Annotated in this window: 23 protein-coding genes; 11 read left to right on the forward strand and 12 right to left on the reverse strand. The window is 70.9% G+C overall.

Annotated features, from left to right (window positions below; translation table 11 throughout):
* The first annotated feature begins 99 nt into the window (after positions 1-99).
* The 3 genes from LQ327_RS00630 to LQ327_RS00640 all read left to right on the forward strand — a co-directional run bounded on the left by LQ327_RS00630 (position 100) and on the right by LQ327_RS00640 (position 3,001).
* Complete coding sequence (locus LQ327_RS00630) at positions 100-1,107, forward strand: LysR family transcriptional regulator (RefSeq protein ID WP_269069109.1); 1,008 nt, start codon at positions 100-102, stop codon at positions 1,105-1,107.
* Between the two features lie 85 nt (positions 1,108-1,192).
* Positions 1,193-2,431, forward strand: coding sequence for an MFS transporter (locus LQ327_RS00635; protein WP_230729589.1), 1,239 nt, complete (start codon positions 1,193-1,195; stop codon positions 2,429-2,431).
* Between the two features lie 33 nt (positions 2,432-2,464).
* Positions 2,465-3,001: an AAA-type ATPase lid domain-containing protein gene (locus LQ327_RS00640; RefSeq protein ID WP_443611912.1), complete on the forward strand. Its 537-nt coding sequence runs from the start codon at positions 2,465-2,467 to the stop codon at positions 2,999-3,001.
* A 107-nt stretch (positions 3,002-3,108) separates the two neighbouring features.
* Here LQ327_RS00640 and LQ327_RS00645 read toward each other — a convergent pair whose 3' ends face one another.
* Positions 3,109-3,720, reverse strand: coding sequence for a hypothetical protein (locus tag LQ327_RS00645; protein ID WP_230729591.1), 612 nt, complete (start codon positions 3,718-3,720; stop codon positions 3,109-3,111).
* Positions 3,721-3,913: 193 nt separating this feature from the next.
* Between LQ327_RS00645 and LQ327_RS00650 the strand changes: the two genes are divergently transcribed.
* From LQ327_RS00650 to LQ327_RS00660, 3 genes are all read left to right on the forward strand, one after another.
* The gene (locus LQ327_RS00650) at positions 3,914-5,839 is read left to right on the forward strand and encodes a thiamine pyrophosphate-binding protein (RefSeq protein ID WP_230729592.1); all 1,926 of its coding nucleotides are present in this window, start codon (positions 3,914-3,916) and stop codon (positions 5,837-5,839) included.
* Positions 5,840-6,142: 303 nt separating this feature from the next.
* Positions 6,143-7,195, forward strand: coding sequence for an anti-sigma factor RsbA family regulatory protein (locus LQ327_RS00655; RefSeq protein ID WP_230729593.1), 1,053 nt, complete (start codon positions 6,143-6,145; stop codon positions 7,193-7,195).
* Positions 7,196-7,580: 385 nt separating this feature from the next.
* Complete coding sequence (locus LQ327_RS00660) at positions 7,581-7,841, forward strand: hypothetical protein (RefSeq protein WP_230729594.1); 261 nt, start codon at positions 7,581-7,583, stop codon at positions 7,839-7,841.
* Positions 7,842-7,892: 51 nt separating this feature from the next.
* On the opposite strand, the gene LQ327_RS00665 is transcribed toward LQ327_RS00660, so the two are convergent.
* Positions 7,893-8,348, reverse strand: coding sequence for a hypothetical protein (locus LQ327_RS00665; protein ID WP_230729595.1), 456 nt, complete (start codon positions 8,346-8,348; stop codon positions 7,893-7,895).
* Between the two features lie 564 nt (positions 8,349-8,912).
* Here LQ327_RS00665 and LQ327_RS00670 point away from each other — a divergent pair.
* Complete coding sequence (locus LQ327_RS00670; protein WP_230729596.1) at positions 8,913-12,170, forward strand: bifunctional cytochrome P450/NADPH--P450 reductase; 3,258 nt, start codon at positions 8,913-8,915, stop codon at positions 12,168-12,170.
* 49 nt (positions 12,171-12,219) lie between these two features.
* Here the strand turns inward: LQ327_RS00670 and LQ327_RS00675 are convergent, their stop codons facing one another.
* Complete coding sequence (locus tag LQ327_RS00675; RefSeq protein ID WP_230729597.1) at positions 12,220-12,639, reverse strand: hypothetical protein; 420 nt, start codon at positions 12,637-12,639, stop codon at positions 12,220-12,222.
* A 604-nt stretch (positions 12,640-13,243) separates the two neighbouring features.
* Between LQ327_RS00675 and LQ327_RS00680 the strand changes: the two genes are divergently transcribed.
* Positions 13,244-13,762, forward strand: coding sequence for a DUF7144 family membrane protein (locus tag LQ327_RS00680; protein WP_230729598.1), 519 nt, complete (start codon positions 13,244-13,246; stop codon positions 13,760-13,762).
* A gap of 51 nt (positions 13,763-13,813) precedes the next feature.
* Positions 13,814-15,328: a flavin-containing monooxygenase gene (locus tag LQ327_RS00685; protein WP_230729599.1), complete on the forward strand. Its 1,515-nt coding sequence runs from the start codon at positions 13,814-13,816 to the stop codon at positions 15,326-15,328.
* 63 nt (positions 15,329-15,391) lie between these two features.
* Here LQ327_RS00685 and LQ327_RS00690 read toward each other — a convergent pair whose 3' ends face one another.
* The 6 genes from LQ327_RS00690 to fucP all read right to left on the reverse strand — a co-directional run bounded on the left by LQ327_RS00690 (position 15,392) and on the right by fucP (position 22,674).
* Complete coding sequence (locus LQ327_RS00690) at positions 15,392-16,153, reverse strand: dihydrodipicolinate synthase family protein (RefSeq protein WP_230729600.1); 762 nt, start codon at positions 16,151-16,153, stop codon at positions 15,392-15,394.
* 19 nt (positions 16,154-16,172) lie between these two features.
* Positions 16,173-17,879: an IlvD/Edd family dehydratase gene (locus LQ327_RS00695; RefSeq protein WP_308286230.1), complete on the reverse strand. Its 1,707-nt coding sequence runs from the start codon at positions 17,877-17,879 to the stop codon at positions 16,173-16,175.
* Positions 17,876-19,180 carry an MFS transporter gene (locus tag LQ327_RS00700; protein ID WP_230729601.1) on the reverse strand — a complete coding sequence of 435 codons (1,305 nt, stop codon included), beginning with the start codon at positions 19,178-19,180 and terminating at the stop codon, positions 17,876-17,878. The genes LQ327_RS00695 and LQ327_RS00700 overlap by 4 nt, the downstream gene beginning before the upstream one ends.
* Complete coding sequence (locus LQ327_RS00705) at positions 19,180-19,887, reverse strand: FadR/GntR family transcriptional regulator (RefSeq protein ID WP_230729602.1); 708 nt, start codon at positions 19,885-19,887, stop codon at positions 19,180-19,182. The genes LQ327_RS00700 and LQ327_RS00705 overlap by 1 nt, the downstream gene beginning before the upstream one ends.
* Positions 19,888-19,904: 17 nt before the next feature.
* A complete protein-coding gene (locus tag LQ327_RS00710; protein WP_230729603.1) occupies positions 19,905-21,200 on the reverse strand; it encodes an enolase C-terminal domain-like protein in 1,296 nt (431 codons plus the stop codon).
* A 91-nt stretch (positions 21,201-21,291) separates the two neighbouring features.
* Positions 21,292-22,674: an L-fucose:H+ symporter permease gene (gene fucP, locus LQ327_RS00715; protein ID WP_230729604.1), complete on the reverse strand. Its 1,383-nt coding sequence runs from the start codon at positions 22,672-22,674 to the stop codon at positions 21,292-21,294.
* A gap of 475 nt (positions 22,675-23,149) precedes the next feature.
* On the opposite strand from fucP, the gene LQ327_RS00720 reads away from it, so the two are divergent.
* Positions 23,150-23,590, forward strand: coding sequence for a hypothetical protein (locus LQ327_RS00720; RefSeq protein WP_230729605.1), 441 nt, complete (start codon positions 23,150-23,152; stop codon positions 23,588-23,590).
* A 577-nt stretch (positions 23,591-24,167) separates the two neighbouring features.
* On the forward strand, positions 24,168-24,848 hold the full coding sequence (locus LQ327_RS00725) for a hypothetical protein (protein WP_230729606.1): 681 nt from the start codon (positions 24,168-24,170) through the stop codon (positions 24,846-24,848).
* A 33-nt stretch (positions 24,849-24,881) separates the two neighbouring features.
* Here LQ327_RS00725 and LQ327_RS00730 read toward each other — a convergent pair whose 3' ends face one another.
* The 3 genes from LQ327_RS00730 to LQ327_RS00740 form a co-directional block, all read right to left on the reverse strand.
* The gene (locus LQ327_RS00730; RefSeq protein ID WP_230729607.1) at positions 24,882-25,655 is read right to left on the reverse strand and encodes a methyltransferase domain-containing protein; all 774 of its coding nucleotides are present in this window, start codon (positions 25,653-25,655) and stop codon (positions 24,882-24,884) included.
* 71 nt (positions 25,656-25,726) lie between these two features.
* Positions 25,727-25,963 carry a hypothetical protein gene (locus tag LQ327_RS00735; protein ID WP_230729608.1) on the reverse strand — a complete coding sequence of 79 codons (237 nt, stop codon included), beginning with the start codon at positions 25,961-25,963 and terminating at the stop codon, positions 25,727-25,729.
* Positions 25,960-26,745, reverse strand: a complete 786-nt coding sequence (locus LQ327_RS00740) for a TMEM165/GDT1 family protein (RefSeq protein ID WP_230729609.1) — start codon at positions 26,743-26,745, stop codon at positions 25,960-25,962. The genes LQ327_RS00735 and LQ327_RS00740 overlap by 4 nt, the downstream gene beginning before the upstream one ends.
* Positions 26,746-26,803 lie beyond the last annotated feature (58 nt).

Raw genomic sequence — 26,803 nt, forward strand, 5'->3', positions numbered from 1 at the left:
GTCACCGGGGGCCCGGAAGAGCGAACCGCTGATGCCGGGCATCGACGCCGTCGATGCCCGGCGTTGTCGCGTGCCGCTTCCGCGCGGTATTCCTGCACGATGTCCGCGACGACCGGCGGTGCCTCCGGCCCGCCACCGCCTTCGTCGTCGCCGTCCGCCGCGATCCGGCTCGTGAACCTCGACCTCAACCTGCTGCTCTCGCTGCGCGCCCTGCTGACCGAGCGCAACGTCACCCGCGCCGCCGCCGCGCTCGGACTCTCCCAGCCCGCGGTGAGCGCCGCTCTGGCGCGGCTCCGGCGGCACTTCGGCGACGAACTCCTCACCCGGATCGGCAACCACTACGAGCTCACCCCGCTCGCTGTCCGCCTCGTCGACCGCACCGAGAACGCCGTCGCCGGCGTCGAGCGGGTGTTCTCCGCGGCGCCGGACTTCGACCCCGCCGCGACCACCCGCGAGTTCACGCTGCTGGTGTCGGACTATGCGACGGCCGTCCTGGGCCCGCCGCTGGCCGCCGCTCTGGCGGAGCGCGCCCCCGAGGCCCGGTTGCGGCTGCGCCCGCACACCCCCGAGGACGTCAGCGGTGCGGACGAGCGGCTGCGCGGGGTCGACGGCCTGCTGATCCCCCACGGCTTCGTCGACGACCTGCCCTACCTGGATCTCTACGAGGACCGGTGGGTGCTGCTCGTGGCGCGGGACAACCCGCGGGTGGGAGCGACGGTCACGCTCGACGACCTGGCCACCCTGCCGTGGGTGACGATCTACCACCGTCCGACGGCGTTCACCGCGGCGGCGCAGCAGCTACGCGCCCACGGCATCGAGCCGCACCCGCAGGTCGTCGTCGAGTCGTTCCTGCCGGTGCCCGAGCTCGTGGCCGGCACCGACCGCGTCGGCCTGCTCCAGGGCCGCCTCGCCGCCCGGCTGCGCCCGGAGGACGGCGTGCGGGTCGTCCCGTGCCCGTTCGACGCCGCCCCGCTGGTCGAGGCGATGTGGTGGCACCCGATGTACGACGGGGACCCGGCCCACCGATGGCTGCGCGCGCTGCTGGCCGAGGTCGGCGCCGCGCTGCCGACCATCGCCGCGGTGGATGGCGGCCCCCAAGCGGAGTGATTTCCGATCACGCCGATCCCACCTCGAGACTCCGACCCATCCGTGGTGCCGGTCACGGCGGCCACCAGGCGGACGGAGAACGGTCGTGACGGAGCGGACCCTCACCGGCGAGGTGCACGGAGAGGCGGTGGGGCCCGAACGGCCCGGAACCGTCGGGCAGGGCGCCGTGCTGCTGGCCGGCAGCTGCCTGCCGATCCTCGGCTCGGTGCTCCTCGCGCCCGTGCTGCCACGCATGATGGCGGCCTTCGCCGGCACGCCCGGCGTCGAGGTCCTCGTCCCGATCGTCCTCACCGCGCCGGCCCTGATGATCGGTCTGCTCGCGCCGGTCGCCGGACGGATCGTCGACGCCGTCGGGCGCAAGCGGATCCTCGTGGCCGCGCTCGTCGTCTACTCGCTCGTGGGCACCGCGCCGCTGTGGTTGCACGCCCTGGGCGCCGACTCGCTGCCGCTCGTGGTCGCCAGCCGCGTGCTCGTCGGGATCACCGAGGCCGCGATCATGACGGCCTGCACGACGCTCATCGCCGACCTGTGGTCCGGACCGCGACGCGACCGGTGGTTCGCGCGCCAGACGATCACGACGACGCTCGCCGCGACGGTGTTCTTCGGGCTCGGTGGCGCGCTCGGCGCCGTGAGCTGGCGCGCGCCGTTCTGGATGTACCTCGCCGGCCTGGTCGTCGCGGTGCTCGTGGCCGTGCTCGTGCCCGCCACCGGTCGAGTCGCGGCCGCCGCCCGACCGGCTCTGCCGCCGATCCCGTGGCGCCTGATCCTCGTGCCGTGCCTGGTCACGCTCTTCGGCGGCATCGTCTTCTACACCCCGATCGCAGGGCTCTCCCTCGTCCTCGCGGGCCTCGGCATCAGCTCCACGGCGACCATCGGCCTCATCAGTGCGATCGCCTCCCTGGCGACGGCGGCCGGGGCGTTCGCCTTCGGTCGGACGGCCGCTCGGGGCCCGCGGATCGCGGTGCTGCTGCCGCTCGCCCTCGGGCTGGCGGGCGTGGGCCTCGTCGTCGTCGGGCTGGCGTCGGGACCGGTGGTCCTGACCGTGGGCGCCGTGATCGCGAGCGCGGGCACCGGACTGCTGCTGCCGACGCTGCTGACCTGGGCGCTGAGTCGGCTCGGGTTCGCCGAACGCGGCCGTGGCACCGGGCTCTGGACCGCGGCGATGTTCATCGGCCAGTTCTTCTGCCCGCTCCTGTTGTTCGCCGTGTCGGTCCCGCTCGGTGGGCTCTCCGCCGCCGTCGCCCTGCTCGGGGCGGTCACCCTGCTCGGGGCGGCCGGGGCACCCGTCCTGGTCCGGCGCTGGGCATCCCGCCTGGCGGCCTGAGCCGGGCGAGATGCGGCGGGACTGGGACGACACATCCCGGCGCTCGTCCGGCACGTGCTGGCCGATCTACCCGCGCCGGAGTCCGCCACCCGATTCGCCACCGCGGCATGGGATGTGCTGATGGCGTGGCACTGGCCCGGAAACCTCGCGGAGCTTCACACGACCGTCGTTGCCGTGGCCCGCCGGGCTCGGGGCGGGATCGTCGACGCCGACGACCCGCGGCCCGCGGCCCGCGCAGTTCATCCTTCGCGGGTGGGGACCTACCGGGTACGTCCGACTAGAACGTGGCCCGTGTGCCTGCTCATCATTCTGCTGATACTCGGGCCCCGGGCCGTCATCGTCGTGTGGTGGTTGATCGCGCCACTCCAGTGGAGCGCCACATTCGGGACGCTGCTGTGGCCGATCATCGGCTTCCTGATCCTGCCCTGGACGACCTTGGTGTACATGCTCGTGGCGCCGGGCGGGGTCGTCGGGCTCGACTACCTGTGGCTCGCCTTGGCCGTGCTCGTCGACGTGAGCAGCCATGCCGGTGGCAGGGTCTACCAGCGTCGGCGGAGCGCCACGGCGTGACGGTTCAGCTCGCTCCGTCGCATCTTTCATCGTGCAGAGGTGTCGCAGCTCGAAAGACACCTACGGGCGAGCTCACAGCGCAGTCCGAACCAACCGCGAGGGGCGCATCAGGTCCGACGACGGCCCTCCTCGAAGAACGCGGCCACCGCATCCGCGTCGGGGAGATCGTCGGCCCATCGCAGGGCGCCGAACGACACGTTCCAGAACGTCCCATCGCGCGGGCTCCAGGGGCCGACGTACGCGTAGGGGCGCGGATACTGCGCGTCTCCCGGCGAAAGGCCGTAGTTGACCTCGTCGAGGTCGATCCCGACGTCGAAGTGCTCCGGCCACAGCACCGGCTCGCATCCGGCGGCGAACCGCCGCAGTCCCTCGTCCCCGCGGGCGAGACAGCTCTCGAGCAGGTCGGCCGCGATCGGGTCGACGGCCAGCGGTTCCTCCGGGGCCACCCCGGAGGCGTCCGGATATGTGCCCGGCGCCGCAGCTGTCGCGTCGACGGCGGAGGCCAGCTCGGCGCAGCTGCGCCCCTCCAGACCGATCCGTCCCGAGTCCCACACCAGCTCGACGCCTTCGACCCGGACCGGTGCGGCGGTCGCGCGGAAGCCACCGGGTACCGCCTGGAGGTGGATCGTCCCGTGGGCGCGCTGCTGGGGGCCGGCGAGGACGAGCTCGGCGACACCGTGCAGAGCCCGCCGGGTCGACACCAGGACCTTCTCGTCCATCTGGACCTCCACATGACCTGTAACGCGCGCCCGTCGTAGGAGCACTGTTCCCTGGACTACGTGTCCGCGCGAACAGGGAGCGTTACATGGCCGGCACCATCCTTCCGATCGCCCGCACTCCGAGAGAACTGACCGGCTGGAAACGCGAGGTGACCGACCTGGTCGGTGTCAGCCACGCCGGGGTGGGTGCGCGATGACCGCCACCTGGCACCGGGTCGACGAGGTCCCCGGCGACGGCCGGGTACGCACCGCGATCGTGGACGGCCGCAGCATCGCGCTCACCCGGTGCGGCGGAAGGGTCGGCGCCCTCGACAACCACTGCCCCCACCAGGGCGGACCGCTGGGCGAGGGATCCATCGAGAACGGCCTGCTGCGCTGCCCGTGGCACGGCTACGACTACGACCCGACCACCGGCCGGCCACCGGAGGGCTTCTCCGACGCCCCGCAGGCCTTCGACGTCGAGGAGCGGGACGACGGCGTCTACGTCCGCCTGCCGGACGTGGTGCCGAGGCCCCGCAGCGTGGCGGACGTGCTGGTGGAGACGCTCGTGGCGTGGGGCGTGGACACGGTCTTCGGGATGGTCGGCCACTCCAACCTGGGATTCGCCGACGCGCTGCGGGCCGCCGAGGAGCGCGCCGAGATCCGGTACGTGGGGATCCGGCACGAGGGTGCGGCGGCGTTCGCGGCCTCCGCGTACGGGAAGCTCACCGGCCGCCCGGCGGCGTGTTTCGCGATCGCCGGGCCGGGCTCCACGAACCTGCTCACCGGCCTCTACGACGCCCGTCTCGACGGGGCACCGGTGCTCGCCATCTCCGGGCAGGTGCCGTCGAAGGTGCTCGGACGCGGCGCGTTCCAGGACGTCGACCTGTCCGCGGTGTTCCGCGACGTCGCTCTGTCCACCGTGACCGTGAACGCGGGGTCCGACCACGCCGAACTGGCCGCGACAGCGGTCAAGCACGCGCTGGACGGGCGCGGCGTGGCCCACCTCGTGCTGCCCGACGAGGTGCAGAATCTCCCGTGCGACGCCCCCGTCGCCGGACCACTCGGACGTCGCGCCGACCTCGCGGCCGCACCCTCCGCAGCGACCTCGACGGCGGCCGCGGAGATGCTGCGCGCCGCCCGCCGGCCGGTGATCATCGCCGGCCAGGGGGCACGCGGCGCCGCCCCGGAGCTTCGCGAGCTCGCCGAACGGCTCGGCGCGCCGGTCCTCACCACCTTCCGGGCCAAGGGACTGGTGCCCGACACACACCCCCTGGGCGGCGGCGTTCTCGGTCGCTCCGGCACGCCGGTGGCGTCGTGGTTGATGAACGAGTCCGACCTGCTGATCGTGGTCGGGGCCTCGTTCGCGAACCACACCGGCATCGCCCCCTACAAGCCGATCGTGCAGATCGACGACGCGGCGAGCGCCATCGGACGCTTCGACGCGGTCTCGGTCGGGGTGCTCGGAGACGCCGCCGTGAGCCTTCGAACCCTCATCGAGTTGCTCGGGTCCACCTCGGCGGCCGTCGACCAGCGGGCGGACGTGGCCGCGCGGTGGGCGATCTGGCGCGCGGAGAAGGCCCGCCGCGCGGCCGACGACCGCGGCCGCGGAGTGTCCAGCGCGGCGGTGTTCGCGGCGCTGTCGGAGCACTGCCCACGCGACGCGACGATCGCCGTCGACGTGGGGAACCACGCCTACTCGTTCGGTCGCTACTTCGAGAGTGCCGGGCAGCCGGTGTTGATGTCCGGCTACCTCGGCTCGATCGGGTTCGGCTACCCGGCCGCGATGGGCGCGTGGGCCGCGGCACCCGACCGACCCGTCGTGGCCGTCACCGGCGACGGTGGCTTCGGTCAATATCTCGCCGAGCTGACCACCGCGGTGAAGTACGGGATCCCGATCAAACACGTCCTGCTCGACAACGGCGCACTGGGCAAGATCAGCAAAGAGCAGCTCGCCGGCGAGTACGCGGTGTGGCAGACATCGCTGGTCAACCCCGACTTCGCCGACTACGCACAGCTCTGCGGCGCGACGGGCATTCCGGTCCGTCATGCCGACGACCTCGACCGGGCCGTGGCGGCGCTGTTCGCGGCGGATGGTCCCGCGCTGCTGCACGTCCACGCGGACGCCGAGCTGGTGTGACGAGTACTGACTCTCGCAGCGCGCCGGCCGAGGACCCCGCGCTGCTCGCCAGGCTCCGGGCCGGCCCGCCTTCACCGCGATCGTGGGGGCGTGGAGCGGCATGGCGTTCCATGGCAGCCCGAAGAACGCATCTGTTAATCCGAACGCACCACTTCGCTCCGACCGGACACCGCGTCCGTGCGAGCCGATCCAGCCGTTCCCCGGATCGTCCGAGCCGTTGGGCGGACGTCGTCCGAGGTGGGGCCACGGAACCGTCTCCACCGGGCAGTATCGACGCCGAGGCGGAGAGCGGGGTGCCGAGAGATGGCTGCCGATGCCGACCGAGGGCGGCATCGCCGGAATGAGGCCGGCGAGCTCGTTCACCCCGCCCTGCTCTACGCCGACAACGACGCCTACATCGCAGAGACGGTCCCGTTCTTGCGCGAGGGTGCGGAGGCCGGCGAACCGGTGATGATGGCAGCGCCACCGGCCAAGCTCGATCTCGTGAGGCAAGCACTCGGCCCGGTCGCGTCCGAAGTGACCTTCCACGACATGACCCTCTCCGGCCGCAACCCCGGGCGCATCATCGGCGGTGTCCTTCGAGCGTTCGCCGACGAGCACCCCGATACACGGGTACGCATCATCGGCGAGCCGATCTGGGCGGGGCGCAGCCCCGCGGAGTACACGGCTGCGGTCCAGCACGAGGCGTTGATCAATGTGGCGTTGGCGGATCGCCCGGCGACCATCCTCTGCCCGTATGACGTGACCGCCCTCGACGCCACCACGATCGCTGACGCGGCGAGGACGCACCCGGTGCTGGTCGAAGGAGGAACGAGCTTCAGGAGCGACCAGTACAACGACCCCGTCGAACTCGCCCAGTGCTTCAGCAGCCGTCTCGCCGAGAGCGCCGAGCTCGGCGAGACGCTGGTGTTCGACGCCCCGGGCGGACCCCGGGCAGTGCGTCTGGCGGTGGCTGAACACGCCCTCCGCGCCGGCCTCGATGAGGACCGCGTCGCCGATCTGTGCCTGGCCGCCTACGAGGTCGCGGTGAACACGGTCCTGCACACCGGACGGCCGGGGCTGCTCGCCGTATGGACGCGAGGGAGGGGCTCGCCGGCGGCGGAGCCCCCCGCGGTCGTCTGCGAGATACAGGACCGTGGCTGGATCGCCGACCCCCTCGTGGGTCGTCACGGGTGCGGGCCCGCCGAAGGAGGCGGCTACGGCCTGCACCTGGTCAACGAGCTCTGCGACCTCGTGCAGGTCCACAGCGACCCGAGCCTCGGGACCACGGTGCGGATGACGATGCGGCTGGCTGATCCGAGCCCATCCCCGTCTCACCACGGACCAGGTCGTCGCCCATCTCGACATCCCCGCTGAAGCTCCTCGGCGGAGGTGGGATTCAGTCAGGACCGCAGTTCACCGGCCGGCTCCTCGATCTCAGTCCTGGCTCGCGGCGGGATGGGGCCGGTCGGGGTCGTCGTAGGCGCCCCGTCGCTCCGGCGTCCCGACCCGAAGGTGGGCGGAACCGTCGGCTGGGCGCTCGAGCCCTCGTCACCGCACGGCCGGGCCCTCTCCGGCCAGGAGCCTCAGATAACAGTTTGGTAACGCCACCACATCGTTGATCGATGTAGGTAGGGACGGGCACGCGGCTCCCCCCGGGCGCGCCCGTCGAGGTCGAGCCCCCGGCCACCGCGCGCTGTCTCCGGCCGTGGGCTCGACCTCCCTCACCAGCCAACCAGCCGGTCCACGGAAAGGCGCCCCGATGACCTCGCCCGAGCCCCCGGTCCCGCCCGCTCGACATCGCGCCGCCGAACCTGGCGGCATCCCTGCTGATGCGCTCATCCGCCAGACGCAGGCTCAGACGTCGAACGCCGAGGCGACCCCGTCCGAAATCGCGCCTCCCCCACCGGAACAGCCCCGGCCCTCGAGGCTGCCGAGCACCATCCTGCTCGTCGCGCTGAGCCTGATCGGCGTGGCGCTCCTCGCGCTCATCGTCCTGACCGAGACCGGCTTGCTGAACTGACCGACATGCCCGGTCCGCAGCACCGCCACGGAAACTGAATCCCTCCCGGGGTTACAGCGGGTGGTCGTGATGGCTTGCCGCCGGGGTGGGCTCGCGTGGAGGCGGCGGGAACAACGTCGGCGGCAGCCATCCGGTGTGGCCGGCCCGGGCGAACCACGCTGCAGCGAGCGCGGCTGCGCTCGGAAGCGAGCACATCACGGCGAGGATGCCCGCGCCATCGAGTCGACCCAGTCCGCCCACACCCACACACGCGGCGAGGACGGCCGCCAGCCCGGCCCAGAGCACGTAGGACGTACGTCCGAGCCCCAGCGCGCAGGCCGCGGTGACCAGGCTCAGGACGTTCAGGGAGCGGAAGAGGTCCGGCTCGGGCCCGGCCCATCCGAGCAGATAGATCACCCCGGCGAAGGCCAACGACGTCACCGTGAGGCGGCGGGCAGCCCGACGAGGGTCCGGACGACGATCCAGCGCACCAGCGCTCGCGCGGGTGGCGTTCCTCGGTGGGCTCATCGAGAGCCTCCCGTCGATCGACAGCACAGGACGCATCACGTCATGGGACGAGATGCCTCGTACGCGGCATATATCGATCCGTGTTTCGGCTCCGTTACCAGACCTTGATGTGCGTCGGATCATGATCCCGGAGGTCGCGGATGAAAGTATGCGCCCACCGAGCGACCGCAGGTGCGGGCATTGACCACCGCGGATACTGGAGTCGATCAGCAATTGCGTTGTTCGCAATTGGCGAGAGATGTGCGGACAGGGCGGAGTTGATGAGCTCGATCCACGGAGATCTGGCATGGCCAGCGACTCCTCGAAACGAACGGCATGTTCGAGTTCACCGGCGCCCGGTACCGTTCCCGGACGTCTTTCCCATCGCGGTGGCGCCGGCAGAGGGTCATTCCACCCAGTCGGCCGGACGGGCAGCGCATGCCGCGACCGTCCGCTCACGCGCCGCGCGGACGCGGTTACCGGTCGTGGGCTGGCAGGACGACTGGAAGCCTTCCGCGGTCCGCCCACGGCCCGGGGAACCCAGACTCGGACGGGCACGAGGCCCATCGCCCCGAGGAGCACGCCGTGGCCGACACGTATCCGCGTCCACCCGGAGCCCGCCCGATCCCGGGGCCTCCGGGGCGGCCCTTCGTCGGGAACCTCCTCGATCTCCCGCGCGGTCGCATGATCCGCACCATGGCGGACCTGGCGCTGCGGTACGGCCCGATGATGCAGATCAACGTGCTCGGCGGCGACCGGTACGTCGCCTCCGGCCTGGAGATGTTCGACGACCTCTGCGACGAGTCCCGCTTCGCCAAGTTCGTCGCCAGGCCCCAGCATGTCCTCGGGAGCGCGCTGCCGACCCGTGGACTGTTCACCTCCGAGTCCGGCGACCCGTTGTGGAAGAGCGCCCACGAGGTCCTCCTGCCCGCGTTCTCGATGCGCTCGATCCGCGGCTACACCCCGCTGATGATCGACATCGCCGACCAGCTGATGCTCAAGTGGGAGCGCCTCAATCCCGGCGAGCTGGTCGACGTCACCGCCGACATGACCCGGCTGACCCTCGACACGATCGCGCTGTGCGGGTTCGGGTACCGCTTCAACTCCTTCTACCGCGACAGCCGCCACCCCTTCGTCGAGGCGATGATGGTCATGCTCGCCGAGGGCCAGGCCCGGCTGCGGCTTCCCGACCCGGTCGTGAAGGCCCGCCGCCGCGCGCTGCGCCGGTTCGACGCGAGCGTCGAGCTCATGACGACGACCGTGCAGGGGATCATCGACGAGCGCCGGGGGTCCGACGACCCCGGTGACGACCTGCTCGGGCGGATGCTGGCCGGCGTCGACAAGGACGGCAAGCGGCTGCCCGACCGCGACATCGTCTCCCAGTGCATCACCTTCCTCATCGCGGGCCACGAGACGACCAGCGGCCTGCTGGCGTTCGCCGTGCACTACCTGTCCCGCCACCCCGAGGTCGCACGCCGGGCGCAGGCCGAGGTCGACGAGGTGCTGGGCACCGACCCGACAGTCCCGCCCACCGATGCCCAGCTCGGACGGCTGACCTACATCTCCCAGATCCTCGAGGAGACCCTGCGGCTCTGGCCGACCGCGCCGGCGTTCTTCCGGCGGCCGCTCGAGGACACGACGGTCGGCGGGTACGAGTTCACGGCCGGGACACCGATCATGGCCCTGTCGATGGCGCTGCACCGGCAGAAGGACATCTGGGGGGCCGACGCCGAGGAGTTCGACCCCGAGCACTTCGCGGCCGAGCGACGCGACGGCCTCCCGCCGAACGCCTTCAAGCCGTTCGGGACGGGCGCGCGAGCCTGCATCGGGCGGCAGTTCGCCCTGCAGGAGGCCGTGCTCGTGCTGGCCATGGTCGTCCAGCGCTTCGACCTCATCGGCGACCCGGGCTACGAGCTCGACGTGCGTGAGTCGATCACCATCAAGCCCCAGGGCCTGATGATCACCGTCCGGCCCCGGGACGGCCGGACCCAGGGAGCGGTGCCGCGCCCGGTCGCCGCGACGTCACCGGCGGCCGCGGCAGCGACGAGCTCCGCGCCCGAGGCAGTCGTGCCCACGGTCGACGGGCACGGGACCCCGCTGCTCGTGCTCTTCGGGTCGAACCTCGGGGCCGCGGAGGACATCGCCCGCCGGATCGCCCGCGACGGCGCCGACCGGGGGTGGGCCGCGACGGTCGCGGGGCTCGACGACCGGGTGGGCGATCTTCCTCGCGACGGGGCCGTGGTGATCGTGTCGGCGTCGTACAACGGCATGCCGCCGGACAACGCCGTCCGCTTCTGCGACTGGCTGCGTGGCGACGAGGCTTCCGCCTCCGGCGTCCGCTACGCCGTCTTCGGCTGCGGCAACCGGGACTGGGCCTCGACCTATCAGGCCGTCCCGACCCTGATCGATGCGCGGCTGGCCGAAGAGGGGGCGACCCGCGTCCACCCGCGGGGCGAGGGCGACGCCCGCGGCGACTTCGACGCCCAGTTCCAGACCTGGTACGACGGCCTCTGGGACGCGCTCGGGACGGCCTGCGGGCTCTCCGCGGATGCGGCCGCCGCGTCGGTGGACGCTGCCCCGCGGCTGTCGATGGAGCTGGAGAACCGGCGGACCGCGAGCCCCGTCGTGCTCTCGTTCCGCGCGGTGCCCGCCACGGTGCGGGTCAACCGCGAGCTCACCGCCCGAGCGGGCCGACCCGGCGGCCGCTCGGTGCGCCACCTCGAGATCGCGCTGCCCGCCGACGTGACCTACGACGTCGGCGACCACCTCGGTGTCCTCCCGCGCAACGACGTCGACCTGCTCACCCGGGTGACCGCACGGTTCGGCCTCGACGCCGGCCAGTACCTCACGCTGCGCGCCCGCGGCGGCGCCCCGACCCACCTGCCCACCGACCAGCCGTACCCGCTGCTCGGCGTCCTCGCCGGCTGCGTCGAGCTGCAGGACGTCGCGACCCGTCCCCAGCTGGCGGCGATGGCGGCGCACCTGCCCGAGGGCCTGGCGCGCGAGGAGCTCGCCGAGCTCGCGGGCACCGGTGAGGACTCCCGCGCGCGCTACCGCGAGCGCATCGCCGCACCGCGCCGGACGTTCCTCGAGCTCCTCGAGGCGCATCCCGACTGCGAACTCCCCTTCGTGGAGTTCCTCGACCTCCTCCCCGCCCTGCGGCCGCGCTACTACTCGATCTCCTCCGCGCCGTCGGTGAGCGACGAGGCGTCGGTGACCGTGGGGGTGCTCGACGAGCCGGCCCGCTCGGGCGAGGGTCGCTACCGCGGGGTGTGCTCGCGCCACCTCGCGGAGACCCCGGAGGGCGGCACCGTGTTCGTCCTGGTCCGGACCCCGACGATCGCCTTCCGCCCACCGGAGAACCCACACACGCCGATGATCATGATCGGCGCCGGGACGGGGATGGCTCCGTTCCGTGGCTTCCTGCAGGACCGTGCTGCTCTCAAGGCGCAGAACGTGCCGATCGCGGAGTCACTCGTCGTGCTCGGCTGCCGTGACCCGCAGGACGACCTGCTCTACGCCGATGAGCTCGCCGGCTACGAGAAGGAGGGGGTGGCGCGGCTCCTGACTGCCTGCTCGCGGGTCCAGGGCTATCCGCACCGCTACGTCCAGCACGTGCTCGAGGCGAGCGCCGACGACGTCTGGGACCTCCTCCAGCGCGACGCCGCGATCTACGTCTGCGGCAACGCGAGCACGATGGCGCCGGGGGTGCGCGCGGCCCTGGCGGCGGTGTTCCGCGCGAAGACCGGGGCAGTCGAGACCGACGCCGACGCCTGGCTCGCGGGCCTGCGGTCGGGCGGGCGCTATCTCGAGGACATCTGGGGCGAGACGGCGGTCGTCTGACGATCCCACCGGCTCGTCGTCTCCCGGCGTTCTCGGTGGTCGGCCGAGGTCATTCAACGGTCGAGAGGTGCTGCCGAAGCTTGTCGGCCGCGTCCGCGTCCTTGGCCGCCAGGGTCCCATAGGCAAGCTTCGCGTCGGCGATCGCGTGTACTCGATCTGCCATTGCTTGTAGTACCTGACCGCGAGCGGCCTTGGCCTCGTCCTGCGCTGTCTTCGCCGACGAGGCCGAGACCTGGATGCCGAAATAGGCTCCTACCATCGCGGCGATCGGACTCGCCACGATCCCCAGAGCGGACGCGCCGTCCGGGCCACGCCAGAACAGGGCAACGACGAGAAACGCGAGGATGACAGCGGCCAATCCGATACCGAGGGCGATCAGGCTCCACTTGTACCTCGAATCACTCTCGTGATCATCGTCGCCACCCTGCCGCTGCATCGCGGTGCCGGCATCACCGTCCGAGCCTGCCATGATTCCTCCCGTTTGAGGCGATGGGGTAGTAGAGCGGGTCGAGCCGCGGAGTTGTCAAGGTGGTCGAAGCTACGGCCCCCGTCGGGGACGGGCATTTTCCACCCAGCCATGCTGATTCCGGCCGGCGGCCGTTCGATCAGCATGGACTCCTCCCCAGGAATCGTTTGGAGACGATGTGTCCTGGCGCGCCGCCGCCGGTTCCTCGAACTCGAGCACAACGGGCTGGCTTCTCTCCGTTGTTCGCTGAACCGGATCCGGGCTCGAGGTGACCTCGCTCCAGCGGTCGTCGTTGACGCGGCCGGCTGAAAGGCTCCGGTGATCGGCCCGCCTGCAGCAGCGGGGCGGTCACAGTCAGACGAGAATGTGGCGCTTCACGGGCACAGGGGCTATCACCCATGAGGCTTGTCGGAACGATGGTTCATCCGCCGCGGGTGATGCCGACGCCGCCCACCAGGCTCACCGTGACGCGTATCCGCGCCCGAGGCCGTCGGCAGGGAGCTACACGAGTTTCGCCCGGTCTGGCCGGGACCGTACCCGATCGAACTCGCCGGGCGATTCGGTGCAGCGAGGTGCGGATGCCCAACGGTTCGCGAGCGAGGTCGAGATGAGTGAGACCCAACCAAGCCCGACAGTGCGCAACCTGGCGGGATCGGTCAGCGAGTCGACCGACCCGGAGCCGAGTGGCCACGCATCGGGGGAGTCACGCCAGACGGTGGACATGACCGGAATCGGTCTCGTCACGTACGCCGGAGCCGTGTTGATCCTGGCGGGTTTCTTCGAGGTGATCGAGGGACTGACGGGCGTGCTGCGACCGGCAGTCTACGTAGCCGGAGGCGACCACATGCTGATCGCGCTCGGGTACTCAGGATGGGGCTGGCTACATCTCGCCCTCGGCGTCCTCAGCGTGGTCACCGGTGTCGCCGTTTTCGCGTTGCGCCCATGGGCGTGCACCGTCGGTATCGTACTCGCCGGTCTCAGCGCGATCGTGAACCTGGCGTTCATTCCGGCCTACCCGATCTGGGGCGTCGTCCTCATCGGGGTCGACCTGCTGGTTATCTACGCTTTGGTCGCACACGGCGCCCGCCATGAAGTTCAGGTCAAGAACCACAGCCAAGACAGCTGAGAACGCACGCATTCAGATCGAGAACACCCATCCGCACCGAAGGCCGAGCTCATGACGACGACGGCACCTGCGACAATTCCCGAGTCCCGCACGGAAGAGCCCGAGAACGCCGGCCATGTCGATGTTCTCATCGTCGGCGCCGGGGTCTCCGGGATCGGCGCAGCGCATCACCTGCAGGAACAGTTCCCCGACCGGAGCTTCGTCATCCTGGACGCCCAGGACCACCACGGCGGAACCTGGTGGACCCACCGATACCCCGGAGTGCGCTCCGACAGCGACCTGTTCACCTACGGCTACCGATTCAAGCCGTGGCGCGGCCCCTCGATCGCAACCGGAGGAGAGATCCTCTCCTACCTCGACGAGGTCATTGACGCGGACGACCTGAACCGGCACATCCGCTACCGACACCGGGCCACCGCGGCCGGCTGGTCCACCGACGATCGCCGATGGATCGTGGAGGTCACCCGGGACGACACCGGGGAACGGCTGCGCTTCACCACCGACTTCTTGTGGATGTGCCAGGGCTATTACAACCACACCAAGCCGTACCAGCCGCGCTGGGAGGGCATCGACCGGTTCAAGGGCCTGATCGTTCACCCGCAGGATTGGCCCGAGGACCTCGATCACACCGGCAAGCGCGTCGTTGTCATCGGGTCGGGGTCCACCGCGTCGACCCTGATCCCCGCGATCGCGCAGACGGCGGGGCACGTGACGATGCTGCAGCGGTCGCCGTCCTACTACTTCGCCCCGCCCATCACCCACGAGTTGGCCGTGACGCTGCGCCAGCTCGACATCCCGGAGGAATGGACGCACGAGATCCTGCGCCGCCAGTACATGTCGCAGTTCAACTGGCTGGCTCGGACGTCGCTGGACGCCCCCGATGAGCTACACCAGTTCCTCATCGAGTCGATGCGCCCACTGCTGCCCGAGGGCTTCGACATCGAGAAGCACTTCACTCCGAAGTATCGTCCGTGGCAGCAGCGCATCGCCATCGTCCCGGAGGGCGACTTGTTCACGGCTCTGCGCGAGGGGAAAGCGTCGATCGTCACCGACACCATCGAGGAGTTCACCGAGAAGGGTATCCGCATCGGCTCCGGCGAGGAGATCGAGGCCGATATCGTGGTCACCGCCACCGGGTTCAACCTCTCAGCCTTCGGCGACGTCGCGTTCACCGTGGACGGTGAGCCGGTCGACTTCTCCGAGCGGGTCACCTGGCGCGGCATCATGATCACCGGAGTGCCGAACATGGCCTACGTGTTCGGTTACTTCCGGCACAGCTGGACGCTACGGGTGGATCTGGTCAGCGATCTGGTGTGCCGTCTGCTGGAGCACATGCAGGACAAGGGCGCCTCGATGGTCGTCCCGACACTACGACCGGATGATGCGGGCATGAAGCTACGGCCCTGGTCGGACCCGGAGAACTTCAACTCCGGCTATGTGATGCGGTCGCAGCACATCATGTTCAAGCAGGGCGACCACGAGCCGTGGAACCACATGCTCGAGCACGAGCAAGAGCAGAAGATCCTGCCGAAGGTCGACCTCGACGACGGACTCGACTACCGCTGAGAGGTTCTTGTCCCCCCGAAGCGCCGTCGCCGACATCGCGACCACTACCGAAACCGATCCCTCTCACCCCATCCGAACTACCTCCGATGTACCGAACCGCTTCGCGACGAGCTGCTTGACCCCACGCGGAAAGTCCCGTTCGCAGGCGAGGTGGGTCGGGGTGAACCTGCGCATGGCGTCGGCGTCGCCGGAGAAAGCGGCGGCACAGAGCTCGGGGGCGACGTTGGCCAGGGCGAGGATGCCGCCCGCGCAACCGAGGGCCCCGGCCTGGTGGAGCAGGGCCGGGTTCCCGGTCCAGACCGGGCCCCGATAGGAGTCGACGGTCGCCAGCAGGCGGGTCGCGTCGCCCGAGGAGTCCTTGCACCCGGCTACCGGCAGCGACGGCAACATCTCCACCGGGATACCGGGTGGGGAGACCGCCGGGAAGTGGTACGCGAGCACCGGGGTCGTGCTCGCGGCGTCGGCCAGCGCCCGGTAGTAGCCCGTGGGATCCGCGAGCCCCCGCGGCGTCCGGGCGATCACCGCGTCCACCCCGGTATCGACCGCACGTGCCGTCAACCGGGCCGCCTGGAACGTCGACGCCGAACCCGTGCCGCCCACTACGACGGTGTCACCGACGGCCCGCCGCACCGCGCTGAACAAGACGAGTCGCTCGTCGTCGTCGAGCGCGTCGGCCTCGCCGGTGGTGCCGGCGACGACGATCGCGTCGGCGCCGAGCTCGACCAGCCGGGCGGCCAGCCCGGCCGTTCCGTCCGCATCGAGCTCACCCTGCGCGTCGAACAGCGTCACCAGGGCCACGCCGACGCCGGTGAAGACCGGATCCATCTCGTACCTCCGGGGAGCGTCAGTGGGACTCGCGCGGGACCTCGGCCCCGCTGCTGCCGACCAGGAAGTCGAGGTCGGCGCCGTGGTCGGCCTGCAGGACGTGCTCGGTGTAGAGCCTGGTCCAGCCGCGACCGCCCGGCGCCGCCGGCGGGCGCCACCGCGCGCGCCGCGCGGCCAGTTCGTCGTCGTCGACGTGCAGGACGAGCCGGCGGCCGGGCACGTCGAGCTCGATCTCGTCCCCGGTCTCGACCAGCGCCAGCGGTCCCCCGACGGCGGCTTCGGGCGCGACGTGCAGCACGACCGTGCCGTAGGCGGTGCCCGACATCCGGCCGTCGCTGACGCGCACCATGTCGCGGATGCCGCGCTCGAGCAGCTTGCGCGGCAGACCCACGTTGGCGACCTCGGGCATCCCCGGGTATCCCCGCGGGCCGTTGTTGCGCAGGACCAGCACCGTCGACGGGTCCACGTCGAGGTCGTCACTGACCGCCCGGTACTCCTCGGGGGACTCGAACACCAGCGCCCGGCCCCGGTGCTGCCGCAGTTCCGGCGACGCCGCCGACTGCTTGATCACCGCGCCGTCGGGGGCGAGGTTGCCCCGTAGCACGGCGGTGCCGCTGCCCGCGGGGGCCAGTGGCTCGTCGAACGGGCGGATGACCTCGCGGTTCCAGCAGCCGGCGTCGGCGATCGCGTCCTTGATGGTGCCGCCGGCGACGGTCGGGCGCTCGAGGTGGAGCAGGTCGGCGATCTCGCGCATCACCGCCGGCAGTCCACCGGCGTAGCAGAGGTCCTCCATGAGGAACCGTCCCGACGGTTCCAGGTCGACCAGGGTGGGCACGTCGCGGCCCAGGGCGTCGACGTCGTCGAGCGAGAACGGCACGCCGAGCCGCCCGGCGATCGCGGCCAGGTGGATCACGGCGTTGGTCGAGCCGCCGATGGCCGCGTTGACCCGGACGGCGTCCTCGAAGCCCGCCCGGCTCATGACCGTCGAGGGGCGGACGTCGTCCGCGACGAGCTCGACGACCCGCTGCCCGGCCCGCTGGGCGGTCTGGTCACGGCGGGCGTCGACGGCGGGCCAGGTCGCCGAGTAGGGCAACTGCATCCCCAGCGCCTCGGTCAGGCACGCCATCGTCGACGCGGTGCCCATCGTCATGCAGTGCCCGGGCGAGCGGGCCATCGCGCCCTCGGCCACCGCGCACTCCGCCGGGGTGATCGTCCCGGCGGCGAGCTCCTCCTCGAAGCGCCACACCTGGGTGCCCGAGCCGAGCTGGCGGCCCTGGTAGCGGCCGCTGAGCATCGGGCCGCCGGTGACGAGGATCGTCGGGAGGTCGACGCTGGCCGCGGCCATGAGCAGCCCGGGGGTGGTCTTGTCGCACCCGGAGAGCAGGACCAGCCCGTCGAGAGGGTTGGCCCGCATCAGCTCCTCGGCCTCCATGGCCAGCAGGTTGCGGTAGAGCATCGCGGTGGGACGCAGCAGCGTCTCCCCCAGCCCGGTGCACGGGAACTCCCGTGGGAACCCGCCGGACTGCCACACACCGCGCTTCACCGCCTCGGCGACCCGGTCCAGGTGGGCGTTGCACGGCACCAGCTCCGACCAGGTCGTCGCGATGCCGATCACCGGGCGGCCGTCGAAGACCTCGTCGGTGACGCCCTGGTTGCGCATCCAGGAACGGTGGATCATCCCCGACCGGCCCTCGGCGGCGAACCACGCCGCGCTGCGCCCGCTCACGACGAGCCCCCTGCCGCGCTCGCGGGTTCGGGCTCGACCGCCGTCGGTCCCGGATTGGCCCGCCCACGGATCGTGATCATGACGAGGCCGCCGAGCAGCAACGCGATCGCGAGGACCACCGAGGTGGACAGGAAGCTGCCGGAGACGTCCTGGAGGTACCCGCCGACGTAGGGCCCGACGAACCCGCCGAGGTTGCCCAGGGCGTTGACGAGGCCCATCGCGCCGCCCGCCAGGGTCACCGGCACGGCGAGCGAGGCGCTCGCCCAGAACGGCCCGTCGTAGGCCAGCGCCCCGGCCATCGCCACGCAGATCAGGGCGATCGACAGCGCGGCCAGGCTGCCGAGGGCGACGGAGGCGACGAGCGTGACGGCGCCGATCGCCAGCGAGCCGAGGACGTGGAGGCCGTAGCGGCGGTTGCGGTCGGCGGCCCGCGCGTTGAGATACATCGCGACGGCGGCGACGACGTACGGGATCGCGGTCAGCCAGCCGACGAGCGTGCTGTTGCCGCCGGTGGTGGCCTTGAGCAGCGTCGGCAGCCACAGGGTCAGGCCGTAGAACCCGACCTGGACCAGGAAGTACACGAGGACCAGGCGCCAGACCACGCTGGAACGGAACACCTGGCCGTACCCGGCGAAGGGCGGGGCGTCCCGCTCGTCCTCGGCCAGGGAGCTCTCGATCCAGTCCCGCTCGGCCGGTGAGACCCACGACGCCTGGGAGGGGCGGTCCTTGACCAGCAACAACCACAGCGGGAGGGCGATCACGAACGGCAGGGCGCCCTGGATGAAGAACAGCGCCCGCCAGTCGGAGAACGAGAGGATCCAGCCCGACAACGGCGCGGTGATGATCGAGGAGATGGGGATGTTCATCATCCACACGCCGAACGCGCGAGCCCGCTCCTCGCGCGGGAACCAGTGGCTGATCAGCACCAGGATCGCGGGCCAGATACCGCCCTCGGCCACCCCGAGCAGCAGCCGCACCACCAGCAGCTGCCCGAAGGACTGCACCATGCCGGACAGCAGCGCGAACACGCCCCACGCGACGATCATGATCGTGACGAACTTCTTCGCGCTCCAGCGCTCGGCCAGGTGCCCGCCGGGGATCTGCAGGACGAGGTAGCCGAGGAAGAAGACACCTCCCGCGAGGCCCTGTTGGGCCTTGTCGAGGTGGAGGTCCTGCCCCAGCCCGCTGAACGCGAAGCTGATGTTGGTCCGGTCCATGTACGAGATCACATAGACGATCACGGCGACCGGGATGAGCCGTACCCATCGCGTCCGCCCGACGGTGGTCCCTGCGGTGGTCATCATTGCCCACCTCTCCGGTCGAGGTGGGCGCGGACCCACTCCTCGACCTCGATGACATGCGTGGTGGCGGCAGTCCAGGCAGCGAGCGAGTCGCGGTTCCGCAGGGCGCGCACGATCGCGGTGTGCTGGTCGTGGGTCCAGGTCACGACGTCGGCCTCGACGATCGCGCGCCAGATCCGCACCCGGGCGGTCCGTCCGGCGACGGCGGCGGTGAGCGCGGCCAGCGTGGCGTTGCCGGCGGCCGCGGCGATCGCCGCGTGGAACTCGAGGTCCTCGGCGACGAGGCGCTCGGGCTCGGCCGGCCCGCGCATGCGCTCCAGTCGTTCCTGGAGATCCTGCAGCTGCGCCTCGTCGATGCGCGTCGCGGCGAGCGCCGTCGCACCGGGCTCGAGCACGCGCCGGCACTCGAAGAGCTCGGCCACGCCCTGCTCGCCGACCAGGTCGAGGAAGGAGCCGGAGGCCCGCACGAGGCGGTCGGGGCGCAGGTCGGTGACGAACGTTCCGGATCCGTGGCGCACCTCGAGCACCCCGGCCGCGACCAGCGCCCGCACCGCCTCGCGCAGCGACAGGCGTGAGACGTCGAGCTCGGCGGCCAGGTCGGCCTCCGGCGGCAGCCGATCCCCCGCGGAGAACTCCCCACTCTCCACACGGCCGACCACCGCGCCGATCACGCGGTCGACGACGCTGTCGGTGCCCGATCGGGCCACACTGCGCGGAGTCATCCTCAACCGGCCCAGACCGCGCCGTGCGGGAAGGCGTACGCCGCTCGGGTCGCCGCGAGGATCTCCGCGCTGTAGCCGGGCCGCGTCGGCGGCAGGTAGGCCGGACCCTGCATCCGGACCGGGTCGACGAAATGCTCGTGCAGGTGATCGACGTACTCGATCATCCGATCCTCACGGGAGCCGCTGACCGCGACGTAGTCGAACATCGACAGGTGCTGGACCAGCTCGCACAGTCCGACGCCCCCGGCGTGCGGACAGACCGGCACGTCGTACGCGGCGGCGAGCAGCAGGACCGCGACGGCCTCGTCGACGCCACCGGGACGTGCCGCGTCGAGCTGGCAGACGCCCATGGCGCCCGCGGCGAGGAACTGCTTGAACATGACGGCGTTGTGGGCGTGCTCGCCGGTGGCCACCCGGATCGGGGCGATGGCGCGCGCGATGGCGGCGTGCGCGAGGACGTCGTCGGGACTGGTCGGTTCCTCGAACCACCAGATGTCGTAGGGCTCGAGCGCCTCCGCCCAGCGCACCGCGTCCGCGGCCCCCAGCATCTGGTTGGCGTCGATCATCAGACGGCGACCGGGTCCCATCGCCTCGCGGGCCAGCGCACAACGGCGCACGTCGGCGGTGAGGTCGTTGCCGACCTTGAGCTTGATCGAGTCCCAGCCCGCGGCCACCGCCTCCCGGCACAGCCTCACCAGCTTCTCGTCGTCGTACCCCAGCCAGCCGGCGCTGGTGGTGTAGGCCGGATAGCCCTCCCGACGCAGCCGGGCCTCCCGCTCCCCGCGTCCGGGGACCTGCTTCTCGAGCATCTCGAGCGCGGCCTCGGGGGTGAGGGAGTCGCGCAGGTAGCGCCAGTCGACCAGGTCCACGAGCTGCTGCGGGCTCATGTCCGCGAGCACCTTCCACACCGGCTTGCCGACCGCCTTGCCGATCAGGTCCCAGGCGGCGTTGACGACCGCGGCGAGCCCGAGCTGGATCGTTCCCTTCGCCGGCCCGAGCCAGCGCAGCTGGCTGTCGGACTGGAGATGCCGGGAGAAGCCGCCCGGATCGGCGACGAGCTCGGCGATCGACCGGCCCCGCGCGCGGCGGCCGATCGCCTCCGCCGCGGCGAGCGCCAGCTCGTTGCCCCGGCCGATCGTGAACGTGAAGCCGTGCCCCTCCAGTCCGACGTCGGTGCGCAGCACGACGTAGGCGGCCGAGTAGTCCGGCGCCTCGTTCATGGCGTCGGAGCCCTCCAGCGCCCGGGAGGTGGGGAAGCGGAGATCGACGGTCTCGACGTCGACGATGACCCCGTCCATGCCGACACCTCTGATCTCTTGAGCGTCCCCGATGCCTGGAACCGGTCAATCACGCTATCGAGCCAGATTGACAGCCCGAGATATCAGATGTCTAGGGCTCAGCCGTGGTCGGCGGCGGTCCGGCGCCGCCTCCGGTCGCAGTCGCCATCGCCGGCTCCGACGACTCGTCGGAGATCGGATGGCGCAGGTTGCTGCGGAAGTACAGGAGGATTCCGAGGAAGCAGACTGCTGACACCACGAACGACATCTTCAGCGAGCCGAGCGCGTCCGAGACCGCGCCCTGCACCACCGGGACAACGGCTCCCCCGACGATGGCCATCACGAGGATCGCGCCGCCGGTCTCCTGGTAGCGCTTGTCCTGGATGGTGTCCAGGGTCTGCCCGAAGATCGTCGGCCAGCACGGACCCATCAGGAGGTTGGAGGCGATCACCAGCCAGATGGTGGACGCCGCAGGGCCGAATGCGGCCAGCACGAGCAGAATCGCACCGAGGCCGCAGTAGATGATCAGCACCCGGGCGGCCGAATAGCGAGCGATGAGGGTGTTGGCCACGAACTTGCCGACCAGGAAGCAGCTGAATCCGGCGATCATGAAATTGGTCGCCCCGCGCTCGTTCATTCCCGGGTACAGCTCCAGGGCCACCCGGATCGTGAACGACCAGACCGCGGTCTGCAGGCCGACGTAGAGGAACTGAGCGGCGATGCCCTTGCGGTACTGCGGGATCCGGAGGAGAACCCGCAGCGTCTCGGCGAGCCCGGCCGGCCGCTCCGCGACCTCACCCGTCGGCTTGCTCCGGGGGAACTCGGTGAGCACGAAGAGTACGAGGAGGCAGACGAGCACGATGAGGATGTACTTGTAGGGCAGCAGCGTGTTCTGCAGCAGGTCGTGGCCGAGCGCGAGCTTGGCCTCGGGCGTCGGTGCCGCATCGAGCTGCGCCTGGATCGAGTCCCCGGTACTGAAGATCAGATACTTGCCGAGGATCACGCCCATCAGGTTGCCGATCGGGGTGAACGTCTGCGAGATGTTCAACCGCAGCGTCGAGGTCCGGCGGGGGCCGAGCATCGAGGAGTAGGTGTTCGCGCTGGTCTCGAGGAAGCTCAGCCCGATCGCGACGGCGAAGATGCAGAACAGGAACATCCCGTAGGTCGCGAGCATGCTGGCCGGGAAGAACAGCCCGCAGCCGACGATGTAGACGGACAGCCCGATCAGGACACCGACCTTGTACGACGTCCGCCGCACGATGCGCGAGGCCGGGATGGCGATCAGGAAGTAGCCGCCGTAGAACGCCGACTGGACGAACGCCGTCGCCGCGTCCGACAGCGTGAAGACGTGCTTGAACTGTGTGATCAGGATGTCGTTCAGGCCGGCAGCGGCGCCCCACATCGGGAACAGGAGCGACAGCAGGATGAATTGGAACAGTGGAGTCCGGTCCAGATAGCCCGAGTCGAGCTGCCGTGCGGGATTCTTGATCAGCATACGAATCCACTCCCGTGCGCCGGCGCACTGGTCGTTGCGCAAAGTATCCCGACAACTCGGGGAGTAGCAAGGTGTGCGCCGTCGGTGACGATGTTCCAGGATCTTCGATCAGCACCGAGATGACGACGGGGTCCGCCCGGACGATCACGAGCGCGACTTTCGCGACGGCGTGTGCACGGCGCTGAGCATCGAGGTGTGCTCATGGATCAGTGTCGCGGGCGGCCGCCCGGCCGACGCCGCGACACTGTCCGGACTGGCCCGCTCGGTATGGGCGTCGGCTGGGAACCTCGCTCGACGCCTTCGGCCCGCACGCGTGCGCCGAGGGCCGCGAGCACTCCGCGCGGATCGACGGGGCGCTGGGAACGAGGGGCCGCAGCCAGCTCAGGCCCGGCGCCGTGCCTGGGGTAACGCCCTGTTCCACTCCCCCGATACGAGCACCGTCCGACCGGCACCTCAGAACAGGGGGACGAGGGCCATGAGCTGGCACGAACACCACCTCGCGCACTCCACGAGCCGAAACACCGCCCGCAGTGCGGACGCCACGGAGCAGTTGCTGGACGGCCAGCGACGCGCGGAACTGGAGCGCGTCGGACTCATCGACTTCAACGCACCGGCCGCAGGCGTGCGCGCCCTGGAACGCCGCCTTGCCATCGAGGGCGGCGACCCGGTCCGCAGGGTGTTCGACCTCGCCGTGCTGCGGCACCTCGCGGGTTGGGGAAGCGCCGTCGCGGTGATCGGCCTCGTGCTGGCAGGGACGGTGGGAAACGCCGCCCCGGTGGTCAGCGGTTTCGGAGGCCTCATGCTGGTCGGGGGACTCCTCTCCGCCTGTTTCGGCTTCGCGGAGATGGGCCCTTCCTCGGTACGTGTCAGTGATGCGGAGCAGTTGGCGGACTACGAGGCTGCCCGGACGCGTTAGCGTCGCGAGCTGACCGATCCCGCGAGCTCGCGGACCGAGCAGGGGCGTCGACCGCCGCGGAGTCCTCGAACTCGGCGAGCTGCGCCTCGGCCACTCGCAGGCGCTGCTCGAGTGCGCGCAGTACCGTCGGCGCGTCCGAAGGCGACCGGAGCGCGTGGGGATCGGGGAACGTCGTGGACGACGAGCGCTGCCCGCACGACATGGTCCGTCGCTACTGCGCCCTTTGCCGACCGCGGCCTCCTGGCGTGCACTCGCACGGCTTCCGCACGAAGGGCGGCCGCGCATTCCACAACGACCAGCGATGCGCATGGCTGATCGCCGGTCAGCGCCAAGCGCGGCGTCGCGGCGACGCCGCGCACCCCGTGGAGCAAATCGCCTGGGACAGCGTCCGGCCCGGCGTCCTCGAGCCGTGCGAAGCATGTTGCGATCCGCGGCGATCTTGAGTGCAAGGCGGATTCGGCACAGGCGCGCGCCGACGACCGCTTCCGGCTTCGAACGGCCCCGAAATAGTCAAACGATTGTGCGAGTATCCTGGCCGCAGGCCACGCGCCGAGTGGCCCCGGGAAAGGACGACGTGGTGCCCTCGCTACCGGTCGACGACGCCGGGCCGGTCCCGGCGCCGGCGCGACCCCGGCCGGAGCCGCGCTGGCCGATGGTCCTCGCCGTCACCGTCGCGATCGCATTGCAGGTCGCGCTGCCGGGACGGTTCGCCCCCGGCCACCGCCTCGTACCGTTCCTCGAACTGGTCCTGCTGATCGGGCTGTTCCTCGCCAACCCGGGGCGGATCGATCGGCGGGCGATGTGGCTTCGGCGAGCCAGCATCGCGCTGATCGCGATGATCTCGGCGACCAACGCCTGGTCCGCGGTCCGCCTCGTCCTCGACATCATCGGGGGCGCCGCCGACGACGCGATCGCCCTGCTCTCGTCCGGGGCATCGATCTGGGCGACCAACGTGATCGTCTTCGGGCTCTGGTACTGGGAGTTCGACCGCGGCGGGCCACACACCCGCGTCTACGCACCACCCCGGTTCCCCGACTTCGCGTTCCCCCAGGACCAGGATCCGGCCTTGGCCCGCCCCGGGTGGAGCCCGCGTTTCGTGGACTACCTCTACATGTCGTTCACCAACGCGACCGCGTTCAGCCCGACCGACGTCATGCCCCTGGCCCGGTGGGCGAAGCTGACGATGATGACGCAGTCGGCGATCTCGCTGGCCACGGTGACCCTCGTGGTCGCGCGCGCCATCGGCCTCTTCAAGTGATCGTCGCCGAGGCCTGGCGCCGGCCGGCTTCGCTCACCGCACCGCGAGGAACAGATAGCGGTTCAGGCTGAAGAAGTAGTCGGGGCCGAGGCTCTCCAGGTCGGCCCGCCAGGCCGTCACGTCCGCCTCGGTCACGCCGGCCCGGCCGGGCACGAACCCGGAGACGAAATCGATCACTCCGGCGCTGAGCGTGTTCGGGTCGTGGCCGACGTTGAGCATGGGCAGCACCTCACGACGGGTCACCGTGAAGCCCGCGTCATGGAGCAACCGACCCAGCCGGCGAGGCAGATGCGGGTCGGCCACATGCTCGTCCCACGCGGTCAGGATCCGCTGCATCCTTCCGACGTCGGACGAATGCCAGACGAGCGAGTCCCAGTCGGTGTCCAGCACCAGCAGCCGGCCGCCCGCGCGCAGCACCCGGTGCGCCTCGGCCAGGGCACCCGGCATGTCCGGCACGTACTCGTACACCTGAACCGCGGTGAGGACGTCGAAGGACGCATCGGGGAACGGCAGCCCGCTCGCGTCGCCGGCGCGGACACGCACCGTGGCTCCGCCGTCCGGTGGGACGCTGTCCGCGGCGAGGGCGAGCATGGCCGGGCTGGGGTCCACGCCGGTCACGCTGCCGGACGGCCCGATCCGCGCGGCGAGTTCACAGGCCAGGGCGCCGTTACCGCACCCGACGTCGAGCGCGTCCTCACCGGGCAACGGATCGCTCAGGTCCAGCACCGCGGCGCGCTGCGCGACCATGTCCGGCGTCCGGTACGCGATCTCGAGGGCGTGCGCGAGGTCGTCGTCGAGTGCACCCATAGCTCATCGTGACCCGCATCGGTGTGAGCGCCAACCTCATCGAGAGGGGTGGTGATCAGATGCCGTAGCCCTCAGCCGGTATCGGAACCGCTCCCGGTGCCCGACGTCGATCGGGCTGCGCGCCACAGGCTCGTCGGTAACACGACTGCCACGGCGGCGGGCAGCACCCACCACACCGGAATCGCAGTGGTGGCAGCGAGCCAGAAGGTGCCGGCCAGCGCGAGCACCACCGCCACCGCGACCTGCCAGTCGTCACCGACGATGAAGTCGTACCAGAACGCGAAGAACGCCTTGACCGCGTGGATCACGACCCGGCCACCTCGCTGGTGGAGCGGCCGACCTCACGTGCGGGGCGGGCCGGCCGGATCAGCGCGACCAGAGCCAGCGCGAAGAGCGCCACCGCCGGGATCAGCACCAGCAGCGCGGCGTCGCCCCCGGGCCAGACGGCGCCGGCGCCTTCGGCGCCCCAGAACATCCCGAACGACGTCAGCAGGATGCCCACCACGAACTTGAGCGTGTTCTCCGGGACCCGCGCCAGCGGGGCACGCACCGCGACTCCTGCGGTGGCCACCGCCATGACCGCGGCCACCGCCGCCACCGCGGCCAGCGGAATGTTCCGGGCGTTGGCCCCGAAGGTCAGCGCGATGAACACGACCTCGAGCCCCTCGAGCAGGACACCCTTGAACGAGAGGGTGAATCCATACCAGTCGGACACCAGGCGCTGAGGCCGTCCGGAGTCGTCGCTGCGCGGGGCGGCCCGGGCGGCTGCCGTCTCGGCGTCGAAGATCGCGTTCTCGTCGTGGCGGGCCTTGAGCCCGCTCGCGCGCAGGATCGCCTTGCGCAGCCACCCCAGCCCGAACACCAGCAGCAGCCCGCCCACGACCATGCGCAGCGCGTCGAGTGGTATCAACGTCAACGCCGGGCCCAGCGCCGCCACGAGCAGCGCGAGCACGACGAGGCCGCCGAGTACTCCGATGATCGCCGAGCGCCAGTCCCGGCTGGTGCCCACGGCCAGCACGATGGTCAAGGCCTCGACGGCTTCGACCACGCAGGCCAGGAACACCGCCGCGAACAACGCCCCGCTGCCCATCGCAAGCCCTCCCTCTTCCATCCGTGTTCTCCGCCGGAAGTGTCGCGAGCACCCAGCA

The organism is Actinomycetospora endophytica (genome assembly GCF_021026375.1).
Lineage (GTDB): Bacteria > Actinomycetota > Actinomycetes > Mycobacteriales > Pseudonocardiaceae > Actinomycetospora > Actinomycetospora endophytica.

Bases quoted from the DNA above. Each gene is read 5' to 3' on its own strand.
- LQ327_RS00720 (WP_230729605.1), top strand. From the start codon at position 23,150: ATGAGCTGGCACGAACACCACCTCGCGCACTCCACGAGCCGAAACACC.
- LQ327_RS00685 (WP_230729599.1), top strand. From the start codon at position 13,814: ATGACGACGACGGCACCTGCGACAATTCCCGAGTCCCGCACGGAAGAG.
- LQ327_RS00730 (WP_230729607.1), bottom strand. From the start codon at position 25,655: ATGGGTGCACTCGACGACGACCTCGCGCACGCCCTCGAGATCGCGTAC.
- LQ327_RS00665 (WP_230729595.1), bottom strand. From the start codon at position 8,348: ATGAGCCCACCGAGGAACGCCACCCGCGCGAGCGCTGGTGCGCTGGAT.
- LQ327_RS00655 (WP_230729593.1), top strand. From the start codon at position 6,143: ATGGCTGCCGATGCCGACCGAGGGCGGCATCGCCGGAATGAGGCCGGC.
- LQ327_RS00675 (WP_230729597.1), bottom strand. From the start codon at position 12,639: ATGGCAGGCTCGGACGGTGATGCCGGCACCGCGATGCAGCGGCAGGGT.
- LQ327_RS00740 (WP_230729609.1), bottom strand. From the start codon at position 26,745: ATGGGCAGCGGGGCGTTGTTCGCGGCGGTGTTCCTGGCCTGCGTGGTC.
- LQ327_RS00700 (WP_230729601.1), bottom strand. From the start codon at position 19,180: ATGACCACCGCAGGGACCACCGTCGGGCGGACGCGATGGGTACGGCTC.
- LQ327_RS00650 (WP_230729592.1), top strand. From the start codon at position 3,914: ATGACCGCCACCTGGCACCGGGTCGACGAGGTCCCCGGCGACGGCCGG.
- LQ327_RS00630 (WP_269069109.1), top strand. From the start codon at position 100: ATGTCCGCGACGACCGGCGGTGCCTCCGGCCCGCCACCGCCTTCGTCG.
- fucP (WP_230729604.1), bottom strand. From the start codon at position 22,674: ATGCTGATCAAGAATCCCGCACGGCAGCTCGACTCGGGCTATCTGGAC.
- LQ327_RS00680 (WP_230729598.1), top strand. From the start codon at position 13,244: ATGAGTGAGACCCAACCAAGCCCGACAGTGCGCAACCTGGCGGGATCG.
- LQ327_RS00710 (WP_230729603.1), bottom strand. From the start codon at position 21,200: ATGGACGGGGTCATCGTCGACGTCGAGACCGTCGATCTCCGCTTCCCC.
- LQ327_RS00645 (WP_230729591.1), bottom strand. From the start codon at position 3,720: ATGGACGAGAAGGTCCTGGTGTCGACCCGGCGGGCTCTGCACGGTGTC.
- LQ327_RS00660 (WP_230729594.1), top strand. From the start codon at position 7,581: ATGACCTCGCCCGAGCCCCCGGTCCCGCCCGCTCGACATCGCGCCGCC.
- LQ327_RS00690 (WP_230729600.1), bottom strand. From the start codon at position 16,153: ATGGATCCGGTCTTCACCGGCGTCGGCGTGGCCCTGGTGACGCTGTTC.